Source organism: Micromonospora sp. ATA51 (assembly GCF_016802855.1).
Taxonomy (GTDB): Bacteria; Actinomycetota; Actinomycetes; order Mycobacteriales; family Micromonosporaceae; genus Micromonospora; species Micromonospora sicca.
The window spans coordinates 1-16,645 of the sequence record NZ_JAEVHJ010000006.1 but is presented as its reverse complement, the minus strand read 5'-3'; the positions used below and the strand labels follow the sequence as shown (position 1 = coordinate 16,645).

The 16,645-nt window shown below is 68.8% G+C and carries 7 protein-coding genes and 1 pseudogene; 6 read left to right on the top strand and 2 right to left on the bottom strand.

The window, feature by feature from the left end:
* Positions 1-223: 223 nt before the first annotated feature.
* The 5 genes and pseudogenes from JNW87_RS02285 (at position 224) to JNW87_RS02270 (ending at position 7,751) form a co-directional block, all read left to right on the top strand.
* Positions 224-1,021, top strand: a complete 798-nt coding sequence (locus JNW87_RS02285; RefSeq protein ID WP_238452865.1) for a carbohydrate ABC transporter permease — start codon at positions 224-226, stop codon at positions 1,019-1,021.
* A 7-nt stretch (positions 1,022-1,028) separates the two neighbouring features.
* On the top strand, positions 1,029-2,000 hold the full coding sequence (locus JNW87_RS02280) for a carbohydrate ABC transporter permease (RefSeq protein WP_109801558.1): 972 nt from the start codon (positions 1,029-1,031) through the stop codon (positions 1,998-2,000).
* Positions 1,997-2,350: pseudogene (locus JNW87_RS39160) on the top strand (hypothetical protein); the annotation flags it as partial. The gene JNW87_RS02280 and the pseudogene JNW87_RS39160, both read left to right, overlap by 4 nt.
* An 83-nt stretch (positions 2,351-2,433) precedes the next feature.
* On the top strand, positions 2,434-3,993 hold the full coding sequence (locus JNW87_RS02275; RefSeq protein WP_309233879.1) for a beta-L-arabinofuranosidase domain-containing protein: 1,560 nt from the start codon (positions 2,434-2,436) through the stop codon (positions 3,991-3,993).
* Between the two features lie 56 nt (positions 3,994-4,049).
* The gene (locus JNW87_RS02270) at positions 4,050-7,751 is read left to right on the top strand and encodes an OmpL47-type beta-barrel domain-containing protein (RefSeq protein ID WP_236647705.1); all 3,702 of its coding nucleotides are present in this window, start codon (positions 4,050-4,052) and stop codon (positions 7,749-7,751) included.
* Positions 7,752-8,048: 297 nt separating this feature from the next.
* Here JNW87_RS02270 and JNW87_RS02265 read toward each other — a convergent pair whose 3' ends face one another.
* On the bottom strand, positions 8,049-10,958 hold the full coding sequence (locus JNW87_RS02265; RefSeq protein WP_146231046.1) for a beta-L-arabinofuranosidase domain-containing protein: 2,910 nt from the start codon (positions 10,956-10,958) through the stop codon (positions 8,049-8,051).
* A 396-nt stretch (positions 10,959-11,354) separates the two neighbouring features.
* Complete coding sequence (locus JNW87_RS02260; protein WP_109801561.1) at positions 11,355-14,453, bottom strand: beta-L-arabinofuranosidase domain-containing protein; 3,099 nt, start codon at positions 14,451-14,453, stop codon at positions 11,355-11,357.
* Between the two features lie 589 nt (positions 14,454-15,042).
* Between JNW87_RS02260 and JNW87_RS02255 the strand changes: the two genes are divergently transcribed.
* A complete protein-coding gene (locus JNW87_RS02255) occupies positions 15,043-16,233 on the top strand; it encodes a cytochrome P450 (protein WP_109801562.1) in 1,191 nt (396 codons plus the stop codon).
* Positions 16,234-16,645: the final 412 nt, after the last annotated feature.

The following is a 16,645-nucleotide window of genomic DNA, read 5'->3' as shown; positions in this document are numbered from 1 at the left end:
CCTGGTGCCGGACTCGGTCGTCGAGCGGCCGGGTCCGGCAGCGGGCTGATCCACTCCCCCGCGCCGTGCACGTCTCTTGGAGGGCCGCGCCGTGAGTATGTCCTTGATGTCCGGCCGAGCCAGACGCTTTCGCCGACGCTCGAGCGCGGCATCACCCGCACGACGCGGTGAGGCCGTCAAGGGATGGCTCTACGTCTCGCCGACCGCGGTGTTCGTAGCGGTCTTGTTCATCCTGCCGCTGCTGCTGGTGGTCCGGATGTCGCTCTCGCGCTGGCCGCTGCTCACCGGCGACCAGGGCGTCAACGCCCCGGACAACTACACCAAGGTTCTCGACAACCGCTTCTTTGCCGACTCGGTCGTCTTCACACTCAAGTACACTGTCCTGGCCACCGCCCTGCTCATCGCGCTCGGCCTGGGCCTGGCCCTGCTGGTGCAGGAGTCCAGCCGTTGGAAGGGCCTGCTGCGGGCGTCGTTCCTCATCCCCAGCGCCCTTGGGCTCGCCTCCGCGTCCCTGCTGTTCTACGTGCTCTACTCGCCGATCGCCGGGCCGGCCGCGGACCTCATGGAGAAGCTCGGCTGGACGTTTCTCGGCAGCCCCAACGCCGCCCTGTTCTCCACGGTGTTCCTCATCGTCTGGCGTTTCGCCGGCTTCTACATGCTCCTGATGCTGGTAGGCCTACAAGGCATCCCCGCTGAGCTCTACGAGGCGGCGCGGATCGACGGCGCGTCCCGGTGGCAGATCTTTCGTCGGATCACCCTTCCGCTGCTGAGGCCGACGCTGGCGCTGACCACCATCATGTGCGTCACCGGCTCCCTGCTGGCCTTCGAGCAGTTCTACATCCTCACCAAGGGCGGCCCGGACAACAGCACCATCACCGTCGTCCAGCTCATCTACACGATGGCCTTCCAGGGACAGAACGACCTGGGAGTGGCCGCCGCGCTGTCGGTCATCGCCCTCATCGCCCTGGTCGTCATCAATGCGGTGCAGCTACGGGCCTTCCACAACCCGGACGAGAAGTGAGAGCGACATGAGCACCCACGCATCAACGCCCGCCAGCGCTCACGCCGCGAAGAACCCGGGCACCGGCTTGTCCGACCGTTCCTCGGCGAGCGACGGCGCCGCCATCGGGAAGGCGACACCGGCACGTCCTGGTCCGGTGCGCCGTCCCCCCACGACAACCATCGGTGGCCTGGTCCTACGTACGCCGTACTGGATCTTCACCGGGGGTCTGGCCATCATCTTCCTGTTTCCGCTGGCCTGGACGGCGGTCGCGTCCGTCTCGCCGCACGCGGGCACCAACCAGACCGACGGGTGGGGCTTCGGCAACTACCGCACGCTGGCCGACTATCAGGCCGGCATCTGGCAGTACCTCGCCAACTCGGCGTTCGTCTCCCTGACCACGGTCGTCCTCACGCTGGCGATCTCCCTGCTGGGCGGGTACGCGTTCGCACGGTTCAACTTCCCCGGCAAGAACGTCCTGTTCCTGACCACTCTGGCGATCCTCATGGTCCCCTACGCGACGATGCTGATCCCGCTCTACGTCCTTCTGAACCAGCTGAGTCTGCAGGATTCGCTCATCGGCGTGGCCCTGGTCCTGACGATGTTCCAGCTGCCGTTCTCCACCTTCATGATGCGGATCTCTTTCGAGGCCATCCCTCGCGAGCTGGACGAGGCGGCCCTCGTCGACGGCTGCTCCTCCTGGACGGCGCTGTGGCGGGTGCTACTGCCGGCGGTCAAGCCCGGTCTGATCACCGTCGGTCTCTTCGCCTTCCTGACGGCCTGGAACGATTTCATGGCACCCCTGATCCTGATCAATGACTCGAACAGGTTCACCCTCCCGCTGGCCGTCTCCAACCTGCGCGTCCAGGTGCAGGGAGTCATCGACTATGGGGCCACGGAAGCCGGAGTCGTGGTGCTGGCCATGCCCTGCATCGTCCTGTTCCTGCTTCTGCAACGTCACTACGTCCGCGGCTTCATGTCCGGCGCCTTCAAAGGATGAACCCCACGATGACGATCACAGACCCAAGGACTACCCAGCGTCGGGCCAGGCTCGTCCCCGCCGCCCCCACGACCGGGCGACTGCGTCCGCTCGGCTTGGACGAGGTCCGCATCACCGGGGGTTTCTGGGCCCAGCGCCAGTCGGTGAACAGCGAGCGCACTCTGGCGCACATCGGTCACTGGCTCGAACGTGAAGGCTGGATCGGGAACTTCGAGCTCGCTGCCACCGGCCCCCTGCCCGAGGGCCGGCGCGGGCGCGAGTTCTCCGACTCGGAGATCTACAAGTACCTTGAGGCGCTGGCCTGGGAGATCGGCCGCACCGGTGACAACGACCTGGAAGCCGCCTTCCGGGACCTGGTCGGCCGGGTCGCCCGGGCCCAGGAACCCGACGGGTACCTCAACACCAACTTCGGACGGCCCGGGCAGGCACCGCGGTGGTCGACCTGGAGTGGGGCCACGAGCTGTACTGCCTCGGCCACCTGTTCCAGGCCGCAGTGGCGCGAGCCCGCACGCGGCCGGACGCCGTCGACGGCCTGCTGGCCATCGCATGCCGCGCCGCCGACCTGCTCTGTGAGGTCTTCGGCGCCGAGGGCATCCAGAGCGTGTGCGGGCACGCCGAGATCGAAGCCGGTCTTGCGGAGCTGGCGCGCGTCACCGGCGAGCAGCGGTACCTGCGCCAGGCCGAGCTGTTCGTCGCCCGCCGCGGCACCGGCACGCTGCCCCCCATCGAGTGGGGCCAGCAGTACTTTCAGGACGACATCCCGGTGCGCCAGGCCGCAGTGCTGCGCGGCCACGCCGTCCGGGCCAACTACCTGGCGGCCGGCGCGGTCGACGTCGCGGTCGACACCGGCGACGACGAGCTTCTCTCTGCCCTGGTCACCCAGTGGGACAACACGGTGGCCCGGCGCACGTACATCACCGGCGGCCAGGGCTCCCACCACCAGGACGAAGCCTTCGGCGAGGACTGGGTGCTCCCACCGGACCGGGCCTACTCCGAGACCTGCGCCGGCATCGCCTCGATCATGTTCAGCTGGCGGCTGCTGTTGGCCCGCGGCGACACCCGCTACGGCGACCTCATCGAGCGAACGCTTTACAACGTGGTCGCCACGTCCCCCTCGGCGTCCGGGACCGCGTTCTACTACGCCAACACCCTGCACCAGCGCAGCCCTGGGGCCGTCCCCGACCCGAACTCCGCATCACTGCGCGCCGAGTCCTCCCTCCGGGCCCCCTGGTTCGAGGTTTCCTGCTGCCCCCCGAACGTCGCACGCACCTTCGCCAGCCTCGACGCGCTGGTCGCCACCGCGGATGCGCACGGCGTCCAGATCCACCAGTTCGCCAGCTGCGGCATCCAGACCCGGCTGGACAACGGGGAGCTCATCACCCTCGACGTGCAGACCGACTACCCCCGCTCCGGCTCCGTCCGCGTCACCGCGGAACGGGACGCCGCCGACCCGTGGACGCTCTCGATTCGCGTGCCACGGTGGGCCGACGGGGCCCGGCTGGTGGTGACCGGGGCGAGCGGCGACGTGAGCACCGCGTCCGTCGAGCCCGGGTGGGTCACCGTACGCCGCGTCTTCCAGGCCGGAGACGTGGTCGAGCTGGTCCTGCCGATGCGACCGCGTCTGACCCACCCCGATCCCCGCATCGACGCGGTACGCGGCAGTGTCGCCGTCGAACGGGGGCCCGAGGTCTACTGCCTCGAGTCGATCGACCTGGGCGTCGCCAGCCACGGAACCGTCACTGACGTCGCGGACGTCCGGGTCGACGCCACGGCTCCCGTCGAGGACCACGACGGCCGGCCACGGGTTCGCCTCGTCGCCCCGGTGGCGGAACCCGGGCGGGAGCTCGCCTGGCCCTACGCCGAGCGCCCCCTGGAGCCGGTGCCCTCGGCGTCGTTCGACGTCCCGCTCATCCCGTACCACGACTGGGCGGAACGGGGCCCGTCCACCATGCGCGTGTGGTTGCCACTGGCCGCACCACCTCTCGACCGGTAGTACGCCCGTGTCCAGCACCACCAATCCCCCACCGCAACAGTGAGGAGATCGGCACCGTGAACACCACCACCAGGCGCGGCGCCGCGCCACCAACCCGTGGGCCGCTGCGCCGGCTCCGCAGGGCGATCGCCGCGACGGCGGTGGCCGGACTCGTCGCCGGCGGCATGGTCGGGGTCGCCACCCCGGCCTACGCCGCCGACTCGTACACCTTCACCAACACCAGCAATCCCATCCTCGGCGACGGCAGCTACTACTCCGCCGACCCGGCACCCGTCGTCGTGCCGGCCGGCTCCCCCGGCAACGACAGCGGCAAGGACCAGCTCTACATATACACGGGCCACGACCAGGCCGGGCCGTCCACCAACGACTTCATCATGAACGAGTGGGGCGCGTTCCGGACCACCGATGTCGCGTCCGGGCAGTGGACGCACTTTCCGTCGCTGGCGCGCCCGGAAACGGTCTTCAGCTGGGCCACCCCGGGACGCGCGTACGCGGGCCAGGTGGTCCAGGGAGTGGACGGGCGCTACTACTGGTACGCCCCCGTCTATGAGCGGAACAGCCCGGCGGCCGACAAGTTCGCCATCGGCCTGGCCGTCTCCGACAGTCCGACCGGACCGTGGAGCGACTATGTGGGCTCGCCGCTGATCTCCCAGCGGGTGCCCACGACCAACAACATCCAGAACATCGACCCGACGATCCTCATCGACGGTGCGGCCCCCAACCAGCGGGTGTACGTCTACTGGGGCACGTTCGGCCAGCTGCGGATGCTCGAGCTCGGGCAGGACATGAAGACGCCGGTCGGCACCCAGCGCTCCATCACCGGCCTGAGCGGCTACTTCGAGGCCCCCTGGATCTTCAAGCGGAACGGCACCTACTACCTGGCGTACGCCGGGAACAACGCCGGCCCGACCTCGCCATGCACCCCGGCGAACTACCACGCCTGCATCGCCTATGCGACGGCGTCGTCGCCCACGGGGCCGTGGACCTACCGAGGGACCATCCTTCGGCCGGTCTCCTCGACGACGAGCCACCCGGGCATCCTGGAGTTCAACGGCCAGTGGTACCTGACGTACCACACCGCCGACGCCGTGGGCGGCGGGCACTTCCGCCGGTCGGTTGCCATCGACCGGGTCGAGTGGGACGACACGCTGACCCCGCCGCGGATGAAGCTCGTCACGCCGACGCCGGTCAAGGGACGGGACCTCTCGCCCCGGCCGAACATCGCCCAGGAGGCGAAGGTCACCGTCTCCAACGAGCCGGTGCCCACCCAGTACTGGGTGAAGGCGCTCAACGACGAGATCGTCCGGTCGAACCCGCTGCCGCCGGACATGTGGGGGACCTGGACCGGCAACAACCCACCGCAGCAGTGGGTGCAGTACACCTGGGACCAGCCGATGCGGATCTCCGGCTCGCAGATCGACTTTTGGAACGACCAGGCCCAGGGCACTGGCGTCGGGGTCGCGGCACCCGCCCGCTGGCGCATCCAGTACTGGAACCTCGCCACCGGCCAGTGGGCCGACGTGCCGAACCCGAGCGGCTACCCGACCAGCACGCAGGGCTTCCAGAACACCACGTTCGACCCGGTGACCACCACGCAGGTCCGGGCGATCTTCGACGCGTCGACCAACGGCAGCACCTACTCGGCCGTCGCGGTCGAGGAGTGGAAGATCCTCGCCACCCAGCCGCAGTCCGTCACGCCACCACCGATGACGGTCGAGGTGGGCGAGACGGAGCTACCCGGCACTGTGCCGGTGTCGTTCGGCAGCGAAACGTTGCAGGTGCCGGTCTTCTGGGACCCGGTGACGACGGAGCAGTTTGCCAGCCCCGGTACGTTCACCATCCACGGCACGGTGCTCGGCTATGCCGCCGAACGCGTCTCCGCGCAGGTCACCGTCATCTCACCCGGTGACACCGAGGGCGACGCGACGGCGCCGACCCTGACACTCACGCCCACGGGCAGCGCCGGCGCCGCCGGCTGGTTCCGCTCCGCCGTGCGGGTGCGCGTCGCCGGTGTCGACGACCGTGGCGGCCGGGTGACCATCGAGTCGCGGGTGGACGCCGGCGAGCCGGCCGTCGCCACCGGCGTGCGGTACGCCGACGTCACCGTCTCCGGAGACGGACAGCACACGGTCACGGCAACGGCGACCGACCGCGCGGGCAACGTCTCGGCGGCCAAGAGCCTCGCCGTACGGATCGACGCCACCGCGCCGGTCAGCACGGCCACCCTGGACAGCGCCACCCGCAAGGTGACGGTGACCGCGGCCGACGCGACCTCCGGGGTCGCCCGCATCGAGTACTCCATCGACACCGGGGAGTGGACGAGCTACACCGACCCGATCGCGGCACCGGACGCTAACAAGCACACCGTGTCGTTCCGCGCGATCGACGCGGCGGGGAACCTGGAGACCGCCAGGACGGTCACCATTCCCGCAGACCTGTCCGGGCCGCTCAGCGGCAACATCGCGCCGGTGGCGACCCCGTCCGCCTCCTACACCGCCGGTTGGAACAGCCTTACCGCGCTCAACGACGGGGCCGACCCGACGAACCCGAGCCAGGCGCAGATCTGGGGTACCTGGTCGGGCGACCGTCCGGCCACTCAGTGGGTCCAGTACGACTGGTCGCGCCCCGTGCGGATCACCGGGACGGAGCTGAAGTTCTGGCGGGACTCCAACCGCGGCAGCGGCGACGGCGTCGCCGAGCCCGACGGGTGGGTGCTGCAGTACTGGGACGAGGCCACCTCCGGCTGGCGCGACGTGACCGGCGCATCCAGCTATGGCACGAGCACCACCGCGTTCAACACCGTCACCTTCAACCCGGTGACCACGCCCCGTGTGCGGGCCACCATCAGGGCCAACGGCAACGGCACCACCTACTCCGCGGTCGCGATCACGGACTGGCGGGTCTTCGCCGACGATCCGGGCGACACGGTGCCCCCGACGACGACGGTGGCCTGGTCGCCGGCGCAGCCCGAGGGCAACCAGGGGTGGTACACGACGGTTCCGTCCTTCACGCTCACCGCGAAGGACACGTTCGGCGTGGCCGGCACCCAGTACCGGCTCGACGGCGGTGAGTGGACGACCTACGCCGGAACGCCGGTCCCGGTCGACCAGCAGGGCACCCACCAGGTGGAGTTCCGCTCGACCGACCGGCGCGGCAACGTCGAGGAGCCGAAGTCGGCGACGGTCAAGGTCGACACCGTCGCCCCGACGGCGACGTTCGATTCCACCATCGGTGTCGTGTACTTCGGCGCGGTACCGCCCGCTCCCACCTGCAGCGCGAGCGACGCCACCTCCGGTGCGGCGGGCTGCGTGGTCAGCGGTTACAGCACCGCGGTCGGGACGCACACCGTCACGGCGACGGCGACCGACGCGGCAGGCAACACGAGCACGGCCACCCAGACGTACACGGTGATGCCGTGGACCGCGAAGGGCTTCTACCAGCCGGTGCACATGGACGGTGTGCTCAACACGGTCAAGGCCGGCAGCACCGTGCCCCTGAAGTTCGAGCTGTTCGCGGCCAACGAGATCAGCGAGACCAGCGCCGTGACCATGACCGCGAAGGAGGTCACCTGCTCCACGTCGGCCGGCACGGCGGACATCGAGATCACCGGCTCCGGCGCCACCGCCCTGCGCTACGACACCGCCGCCGGGCAGTTCGTCTACAACTGGAAGGCACCCACCACGCCCGGCACCTGCTACGCGGTCACCGCCACCGCAGATGACGGAACCGGCCTCACCGCCCTGTTCGAACTCCGATGACGGCGAGCTGACACGCGCGGAGGCGCTGCTCCTGGCAGCCCCTCCGCCGCTGTTACGCCGAGGCAACCTACGGAACGATCACCAAGAACGGCCCCAGGCGTTCTCCTGACAGCATGCGCCGCCGCGCCCGGGTGGGCGGCCGGCGGCGTTGTCGTTCTGCGCCTGGGGGAACGGCGCCATCGTCGGCGGCGCGTCGGCTCCGGCCCGGCCGGGGGCGGCAACGGGATCTGCCATGTCACACGGTGGTCCCGCGCCGCTCCCAGGTCCTGAGCCGTTTCCGGAAACTCAGGTAGCCGGTCAGCCTGCCAGTTCTTGCTGCGCCCGCGCGGCACCGACAAGGATCGCCTGCCGTTGCTGCCGGGTGTGGCGGCCGGCCGCGAGCCACTCGCTCGAGACCTCCTCCACCCGGCTGACGAACCGGCCGTGGTTGGCGAAGGGCGCCGCCTCCCAGACCCGATCCAGGAAGGTCTCGCCGTCTTCGTCGCGAATGCTGTCGTTCGGCACGCCCGTGTTGATCGCCCCGAACACCACCTCCGGTTCCACTCGCTTCACGTAGGGGTGGTAGGAGTTGAACTCACCGGGGACGGGGTCGGAGATGTAGTACGGGGCCAGGGTGTAACCGTGCGTCGTGAAATGCATCGGCACGTCGGTCGGCTGTATGGCGGGGGCGAGGTCCCCATCCAGCTTGAGGTCCCGGTAGAAGGTGAACTGTCGGTAGCTCGGTGTGCCGTCACGAACGACCATGAGGGTCGGCCCGTAGAGGATGGACTGGACGCTCTTGTCGTCGAGCGCCTTCTCAACCCGGAAACTCAAGGGCATCGAGATGTCGATGGTGTCCCCTTCGGTCCATTGCCGGTCCAGCGTGACGTACGTGCCGGGAGCAGCGTCCAGGGCCTGCCGGGCCCCGTTGACCGTCACCGCGTAGCCCTGCCGGGCCCAGGACGGCACCCGGAGCTTGATCTTCAGCCGGCCTCCGCCCTGGTCGAACCGCAGCCTGGTGGCTCCCTGTGTCGGATAGGCGGTGTCCTGGGTGATGACGAGTCCCCGGCTCGGCCAGGTGAGCGTGGAGGCGATGAAGAGGTTGACGTAGAGCGTGGATTCGTCGGCGGAGTGGAAGTAGATCGACTCCTGGTACTTTGTGTGGCTTTCCAGGCCGGTCCCGTTGCAGCAACTGCCGTTCCCGCCGTACCTGCTGTATTCGATGACGCTGCCGATCTTCCGCGACCTGCCCGGCCACATGTTCTGGTGATAGGTCACCTCGGTGCTGGTGACGCTGTCGATGTCCCGCCGCGAGCTCAGGATCTGGTTGTGGAGCGCCTTCTCGTAGTAGTCCATGTACGCCGGGTCCTGGTCGTGGAAGAACAGGTTCCTGGTCAGGCGGAGCATGTTGTACGCGCAGCACGTCTCGGCGTGCCGCGGATCGGACGAGGAGGTGAAGCCGGAGGTGATCGAACCGCGCTGGCGGAAGTGCTCGCTTCGGCCCGCGCCGCCGTTGCTGAAGATGCGGTGCGGAACGACCATGGACCAGAAGTTCTTGGCCGCGGTGTGGAAATCCGCGTCGTCGGTCTGCTCGAAGATCCGCAGGTACCCGATGTTGGGAGCCATGTACTGGTTGGCGTGGCGTCCGTTCAGTTCGTCGCGTTCCGCGAGCGAGGCGTCGAACAGCGTGGTGAACGTGACCGCCTTCGCCGTCGCGAGGTAGCGAGCCTTCTGATCCTGGTCGGGGGCGAGCGCCGCGAGCTCCGCCATCACCTCGTTCATGGACCCGGCCTCGCCCGCACTGTAGGTGTCCCACATGTGGTTCAGGTCGTCCCGGCTGATGCGACTCAGTCGCTCGTGGGCCCAGTCGCCCATCCGGAACGCGATGTCGAGCGCCTCCTCGTTGCCGGTCAGGTCGTAGGCGTTCAGGAGGCCTCGCATGATCTTGTGGCAGGTGTACCACGGGGCCCATACCGCGTTCGGGCCGCTGTTTGGCTGGAAGGTGGGCGGTTCGAGCCTGACGAACTGGCCCTCCGGGAACGCAGCCAGGAAGCCGGGGTAGCCCGTGCCGATGATGCGCGCGTCGCGATGGTTGGCCGAGTGGTCGGCGGCCGTTTCGCCCTCGTCCTCGAACCGGTACCACGCCACCAGGTCGGACGGGACCGGCGACGGTGTGCCGTCCGACTGGAGTGCCCGGACCTCTGCCGGGTCGAGCGCGCGGCGGTAGATCCGGAAGTCGTCCACGGTCGCGTTGAGGAAGGGATCGTTGCTGTTCTGGGATCGTCCGATCCAGTTGTCGACCGTCGCTCCCAGCGCGGCGGCGGTCAGGGCGAGAACCTTGCCGGCAGCCTCGACCCCGTTGACGTAGAGCCGGCCCACGCCCGTTGCGGAAAGCGTCACCGCGAGATGCGTCCACTCGCCGACGGGCACTTCGGTGCTGCCGGTGATCCGCTGCTCGTTGGCGCTGCCGGCGTTGGTGATGGCGAACCGCGGGCCTCCGCCGTCGCTCGCGGTCAGGGACAGGTAGGAGCTGGAACTGGCGCCGAAGTGGCAGATCCTGGCCCCGGCCTGTGCCGTCGCCAGATTCACCCAGACGGCGATGGTCAGCTCGGTGACGCCGTCGAGAGTCCTCGGGGGCAGCAGAACGTACTGGTTCGGGTGCGGGTCACCGAGCCGGGCCGCCTTGCCGGATCTGCCCGGCACCCGGCCGAGTTCCCGCTTGTCCAGTTCCCGCTGGCACTTGCCGAGTTCCTCGACGAGGTAGTCGAGCTTGTCGAGGAAGACTTCCTCGCCGGTGGCGGCGTAGGCCTGGGAGAGCAGCGTCAGGTAGTGACCGCTGAAGTGGCCGCGCAGCAGATGCCGCGGGGTGTCCCAACCACCTGGGTAGGTGCCGGGAGCGGGGAGACCGGCGTTGGCGCGGAACAGGTTCAACATCCGGTCGGGCCCGTCGAAGACGCCTCCCGTGCCGGGGTAGTTTCGGGCGTAGTTGAGCATCCGGTCGCGCTTCTGCTGGAAGATGCCGTCATGCAGCGCCACCTGGTTGAGGGCGAACGGCTTGACCGACCAGTTCGGGCCGACCCAGCCGGGCCGGGCGGCGGCCCCGCCCGGGCTTGCGGTGGATCCTGCCCCTTGAGCGGCCGTGGCCGGAAGCACCGACGCTACCGCTGGGACGGAGGCGGCCAAGGCACCGAGGCGCAGGGCCGCCCGGCGGGAGTACTGCTTGCTCATCTCACACTCCTGTGGGGTGCAGATTGACAGGGGTTCCCACCAGTCCCGGAGGCCGCGCAGACGCTGGTCGTGCTGACGGCCCTGCGGGCCGGGGCTCAGCGTGCGTGCATCGGCGGTCCACTCGGCGACCAGGCTGGCGTCATCGTTCACATGCGCGAGCCCTCGACCCCATTTCCTGCCGGAGGCGCGTGAAGAGAGGGGCGTGGGCTGCCCAGCTCGCCGCCGGGCAGGAGGTCGGGGGCGGAGTGGCAGTCCGACACGCTCGAGCGGTGCAGGAGATCCCGCGGCGACTGCCACGTCAAACAGCCTGCCCGGCGGCCTGACCGACTCGAGTCGGTCAGCGCCGTCAGGCTCAGGTACATCGGCCGTCAATGGTTCCTGGCGGCCGCGGTACTACTACGGGGCGAGTTCCTTGCTGGCGCGGGCGGCGTTCGAGACCACGACGTCCTTCTCCGCGTCGGTGAAGACCCCCGCCGCGACGAACGCCTCGGCGGTGCGGGCGACGGCCGAGACGAACTGGCCGTGGCTGGCGAAGGGCGCCTGGTCCCACACCAGATCGAGGAAGGTCGGGCCGTCGTTACCGGGCGACGTGATGCCCGTCACGGGGACGTCGTAGTTCGGCAGCCCGTCGTTCCGCTTGCGGTTCGGCACGCCCGTGTCGATGGACCCGAACACGATCGTCGGCTCGACTCGGCGGAAGTACGACGAGACGGCCTGCGAATCGCTGATGTAGTACGGCCGCAGCGTGAAACCGTGCGTGGTGAAGAGCGGATCACCAGCGGCGGTCGTGCCCGCCTGCGTGATCGCCGCGCGGGCGTAGTTGCCGTCCCGCTTCAGGTACCGGTAGAGGGACAGCTCGCGGTAGCTGCCGCCCCCCGGATTGCCCAGGATCTGCAGGACGACGGGACCCCAGAAGATCGCCTGGGTGTCGGGACGGTCCAGCGCCCGCTCGATCCGGATGCTGAACGGCATCCGGATGTCGACGGTGTCGCCGGGCGCCCAGGTCCGGCTCAACGTCAGGTAGCTGCCCGGCTTGGCGTCGACCTGGACGGGAGCGCCGTTGACCGAGACGGAGAAGCCCTTCTCCACCCAGCCCGGTACGCGCACCTTGAGGTCGAGCGGGCCGCTGCCGTTCACGACCAGCTTGGTGCGGTCGCTGCGGGGGAAGCTCGTCTCCTGGGTGACGGTGAAGCCCTTCTCGGCCCAGGTCAGCGTCGACGGCACGAACAGGTTGACCCACAGGGCGCTGCCGTCGGCGGACTTGAAGTAGGTCGTGTCCTGGTACTTCGTGTGGTTTTCCAGGCCGGTCCCGCCGCAGCAGGTACCGGTGTTGCCGTAGCTGCGGCTGGCGCCCGGGGTCAACGGCTGGAAGTAGGTGACCTGCGGGTTGCTGACGCTGGAGGAGTCGACCCGCGAGCCGGCGATCTGGTTGAGCAGGCCCCGCTCGTAGTAGTCCATGTACGCCGGGTCGTGCTCGTGCAGGAAGAGGTTGCGCGCCAGCTTGCCCAAGTTGTACGCGCTACAGGTTTCCGCACCGCCCTGGGCGATCGCGTTCGCGATGTTGTCCCGGTTCTGGAACATCTCAATGTTGTTGTTGGAGCCGGGGAAGTTGCCGCCCGTACCGCCGTTCACGAACGAGCGGTGCGGGACGACCATCTTGAAGAAGTTCTTGGCGGCCTGGAAGTACTCGGAGTCCCCGCTGCGCTCGTAGACGCGCATGTATCCGACGAACTGCGGTACGTGCTGGTTGACGTGCAGCCGATCCGGGCGGCGTCGGCCAGGACGCGTCTGCGGCGTCGTTACCAGGATGTCGCGGTTTTCCACGCAGGCCTGGAACAGCGACTCCCGGTTGTCGAAGCACTTGGCGGTCTCCAGGTGCTTCGCGTCGCCGGTGAGCGCGTAGATCTCCGGGAACACCTCGTTCGCGCCCCCGGACTCGCCGCCGATGTAGAGATCCCACATGTAGTTCAGGTTGTCCCGGGTGATCGGACCGGTGTACTTGGGGTGGTTCTTGTCCCCGACGGTCAGCGCGAGGTGCGCCCAGTTGGCCATCTTGACGACCACATCGAGCGCCTGCTGGTTGCCGGTGTGGTAGTAGGCGTCGAGCAGGCCGCGCATGATCTTGTGCTGGGTGTACCACGGGGCCCACGTGTTGGTGTCCTTGTTGCCGCCGTAGACCGCCCACCTCGGCGGGCCGAGGCGGAGCACCACGTCCTCCGGAAGGGCGCCCACGTAACCGGGGTGGGTGGGCACCCAGAGCTTCCCGGTGTCCTGCTTGACCACCACTCCGGCGTCGCGGCCGTTGGGCGAGGCGTCCTTGAGGACGGTGCCACCGTCCTCGTCGAACCGGTACCACGCGATCGTGCCGCCGCCGGTGCTACCGGCCGGCGAGTCGAGCAGCGACCGGACGTCCTGCTGGCTCAGCGCCCGGTCGAAGACGTGGAACTCGTCGATGGTCGCGTCCAGGAGCGGGTCGCCGTACTGCGACCGCCCGATCCACCGGTTGCCCGGGTTGCCCAGGTTGGCCGGGCCGAGGGTCATGTTGGAGTTCTTGCCGGCCTCCTCGCCGTTCACGTACAGCGTGCCGGTGTTCCGCGACAGCGTGACGGCCAGGTGCACCCACTGATTCGTCGGCAGCGCCGCGTTGCCGTTGATCTGCTGCTCCGCGCCGGAGCCGCCGACCGTGATGGCGAACCGCGGCACGTTGCCGGTGACGCCGGCGCGCGGGGTCAGGAACATGTTGACCGTGGTGTTCTGGCCGAAGTCGAACAGCCGGCTCCAGCTCTGGGCGGAGGCGAGGTTCACCCAGGTGGCGATGGTGAAGTCGCTGAGCTGGCTGATCGCTTCCTGCGGCAGGGTCACGTACTGCGCGGCGGTGGTGCCGTTCAGCCGGAGCCCGTTGCCGAACTTGCCCGGCACCCGGCCGATCTGCGGCTGCGGCGGCTGCTGCGGATCCCCGCCCGACCCGTCGTCCATCCGGGCGGTGATCGCGTCCTGGCACGCGGCGATCTCGCCGACCATCCAGTCGAGCTTGCCCTTGAAGATCGGCTCGCTCTGGTCGGCGTAGGCCTGTGCCAGAGCCGTCATGAAGTGGCCGGCCCAGTGGCCGCTGAGCAGCCCGCCGTCCTCCCAGCCGCCGGGGACAGCGACACCGGGCGGGTTCGGCCGACCCGCCTGATTGTTGAACAGCACGAGGAAGCGGCGCTCGTCGTACTGCCGGAGGAAGTTCTTCATCCGGTCGCGCTTCTCCTGGAGCAGGCCGTCGCCCAGCCGCACGTCGTGCAGCTGGAACGGCCGGACCGGGGCGGTACCGCCGGGCCCGGGCTCGGCCGGAATCGAGCTGAGCGCCGCCGGTGCGGCTGCTGTTTCGGCTTCCGGTGCTGCCTGGGCGGCCGTTGCCGGGAGCGCGGTGGTGGAGGCGACGGCAACCACACCGGCCGCCGACGCTTGAAGCAGTTGGCGCCGATTGACGGCGAGCTTCTCGGATTGGGCCACTTTGGATTAGTCCTTTCACGTGGATATCTGCGCCAGGTGCCTGGCCAGACGGCTGATCGACGTATCCGGATCGGGGGATGAGCGAGCCGCGCTCGCCGCGTCGGACGGCCGCATCGTGCTCATGCGGGTCCGGTAAGGAGGGCCGGCTCATGGGACCGCTGCCGGCACCTCGCTGCACCTGCCGCCCGTCGGCGCCTCTGCCGTTCCTGCTTGTCGACCGGCACGGCGCTCGTCGCCCGGGACGTCAGACACCACATCGACAACCCTCCATATACTGTCGGGCTTGCGCATGCAGACCGGCCTTGGCGGGGGTGCCGGAGCGCCCCGTACGCCGCAGGTAACCGGCTGAGCTGATGCGAGGAGTGTGAGCGTTAACAGAGCCGTCGTCAATGCCTACGTACAAGTAGGTCCGGGGTTTGACACTTCTCGGAAACGTAAATATGTTAGCGCTCACCTGTGCGCCGAGCCCCGCTTCGCGGGCTGCCCTTGCCGCGCCTACTCGGCGGCGGCTCGGCCGGGTCGGCATGCCCGACGGGGCGGCCAGGCCAGCGCCCGTGACAGGGGCCAACGTCCTGATGGAGGAGTCGGAGTGACGGCCACATTCGACTTGTCCGAGTTGTGGGACCCGGCGGTCCGCCGAAATCCACACGAGTTCTACGACCGGGTACGAGACACCGGGCGGCCCGTCCTCCAGATCGATCCCGCGGGTAACCGGTTCTGGGTGGTGGCCGGATACGCCGACGTCCTGACCGGACTGCGCCACCCGGCGATCGGGCACGAGGTCCACCGCCACTGCCCGGATATGCAGCAGCAGGCTCAGCATCACCTGCCAGAGGTGGCGAGAATCGAGGCCCGCCAGCTCATCAGCCTCGATCCGCCGGACCACACCCGGCTGCGGGGGCTGGTCAGCGGCGGCTTCACGGCCCGCGCAGTGGCCCGGTTGGAACCGTGGATCGGCGACCTCGCGGACCGCTTGGTCGCGGAGGCGCGCCGGTGGGGACGCATCGACGGGGTGACGCACCTTGCCGACCCCGTGCCGGTCAACGTCATCGCGGAGCTGGTCGGCATTCCGGAGCCCGACCGGCCGCGCTTCCGCGCCTGGTCGGCCGCGATCGTGTCGGCCGGCCCGGACGGCCCGGAGGCCACCCTCGAATTCGCGGCGTACCTCGATGAGCTGGCGGCCCGGCGCCGAGCGGTCCCGGAAGACGACCTGATCTCCGAACTGGTGGCCCGGGCGGACCAGGATGAGCAGCTCGACCGCGACGAGCTGGTGGCCCTGGTGCAACTGCTGCTCATCGCGGGCCAGGAGACCACCGTCGACCTGATCGTCAACGGCATCCGCCTCCTGCTCACCCACCCCGAGCAGTGGCAGGCGGTACGGGAGGATCCGTCGCTGTCGGCTGCGGTGGTCGAGGAGACCCTCCGGTTCCGGGGACCGGTCGAGATCGTGCCGCCACGGTTCGCCTTCCAGGACATCGAGCTCGGCGGTGGACGTATCCCGGCGTTCGATCGGGTCGGATTGTCGTTGTGGGGAGCCAACCGCGATCCCGCGGTGTTCGACCGGCCGCACGCATTCGACATCCACCGCTCCGACGTTCGCCGGCACATCGCCTTCGGCTACGGGATCCACTTCTGCCTGGGCGCCCATCTGGCCCGGCTGGAGAGCCGGATCATGTTCGAACGGATCGCCCGGCAGCTCCCCGGTCCTCGGCTCGCGGCCGACCCCGACGAGCTCGACTCCTTCCGGCTGCACCAGAACGGGTTACCGCTTCAGGTCTGACGTCGCCCGAAGTCGGCGAGCGATCGCCGGCAGCGATGGCCGGTGGACTCCGGCGCCGCTGACGTCGTTACGTCCCACTCGGTCGGTCGGGTTGATTGACATTGATGTGTCATCGATGTTTCAATGGATTGGCCCGAGATGTTAACGCTAACATGGCCGTCGATGACGAGCCTGCCTTGTCAATCACCCTTGAACTATCGGGGCTTCCACCTTATGCGCGGATTTTCGGCCGGGGGCGGCGTCGATGAATCTTGTTAGCGCTAACACGATTCTGAACGGCTAGCTGCACAAGGGAGAGTGGTCCCGGTGATCGGTACGTATTCAGCTTGAGAGAGCGGCGGGCATCCACGGGCCGGTGGTGAACAGCTGTTTGAGCACGTCGAGTGCGTCCTGGCCGTGTTTGGCGGCGGTG

Bases quoted from the DNA above. Each gene is read 5' to 3' on its own strand.
- JNW87_RS02265 (WP_146231046.1), bottom strand. From the start codon at position 10,958: ATGAGCAAGCAGTACTCCCGCCGGGCGGCCCTGCGCCTCGGTGCCTTG.
- JNW87_RS02280 (WP_109801558.1), top strand. From the start codon at position 1,029: ATGAGCACCCACGCATCAACGCCCGCCAGCGCTCACGCCGCGAAGAAC.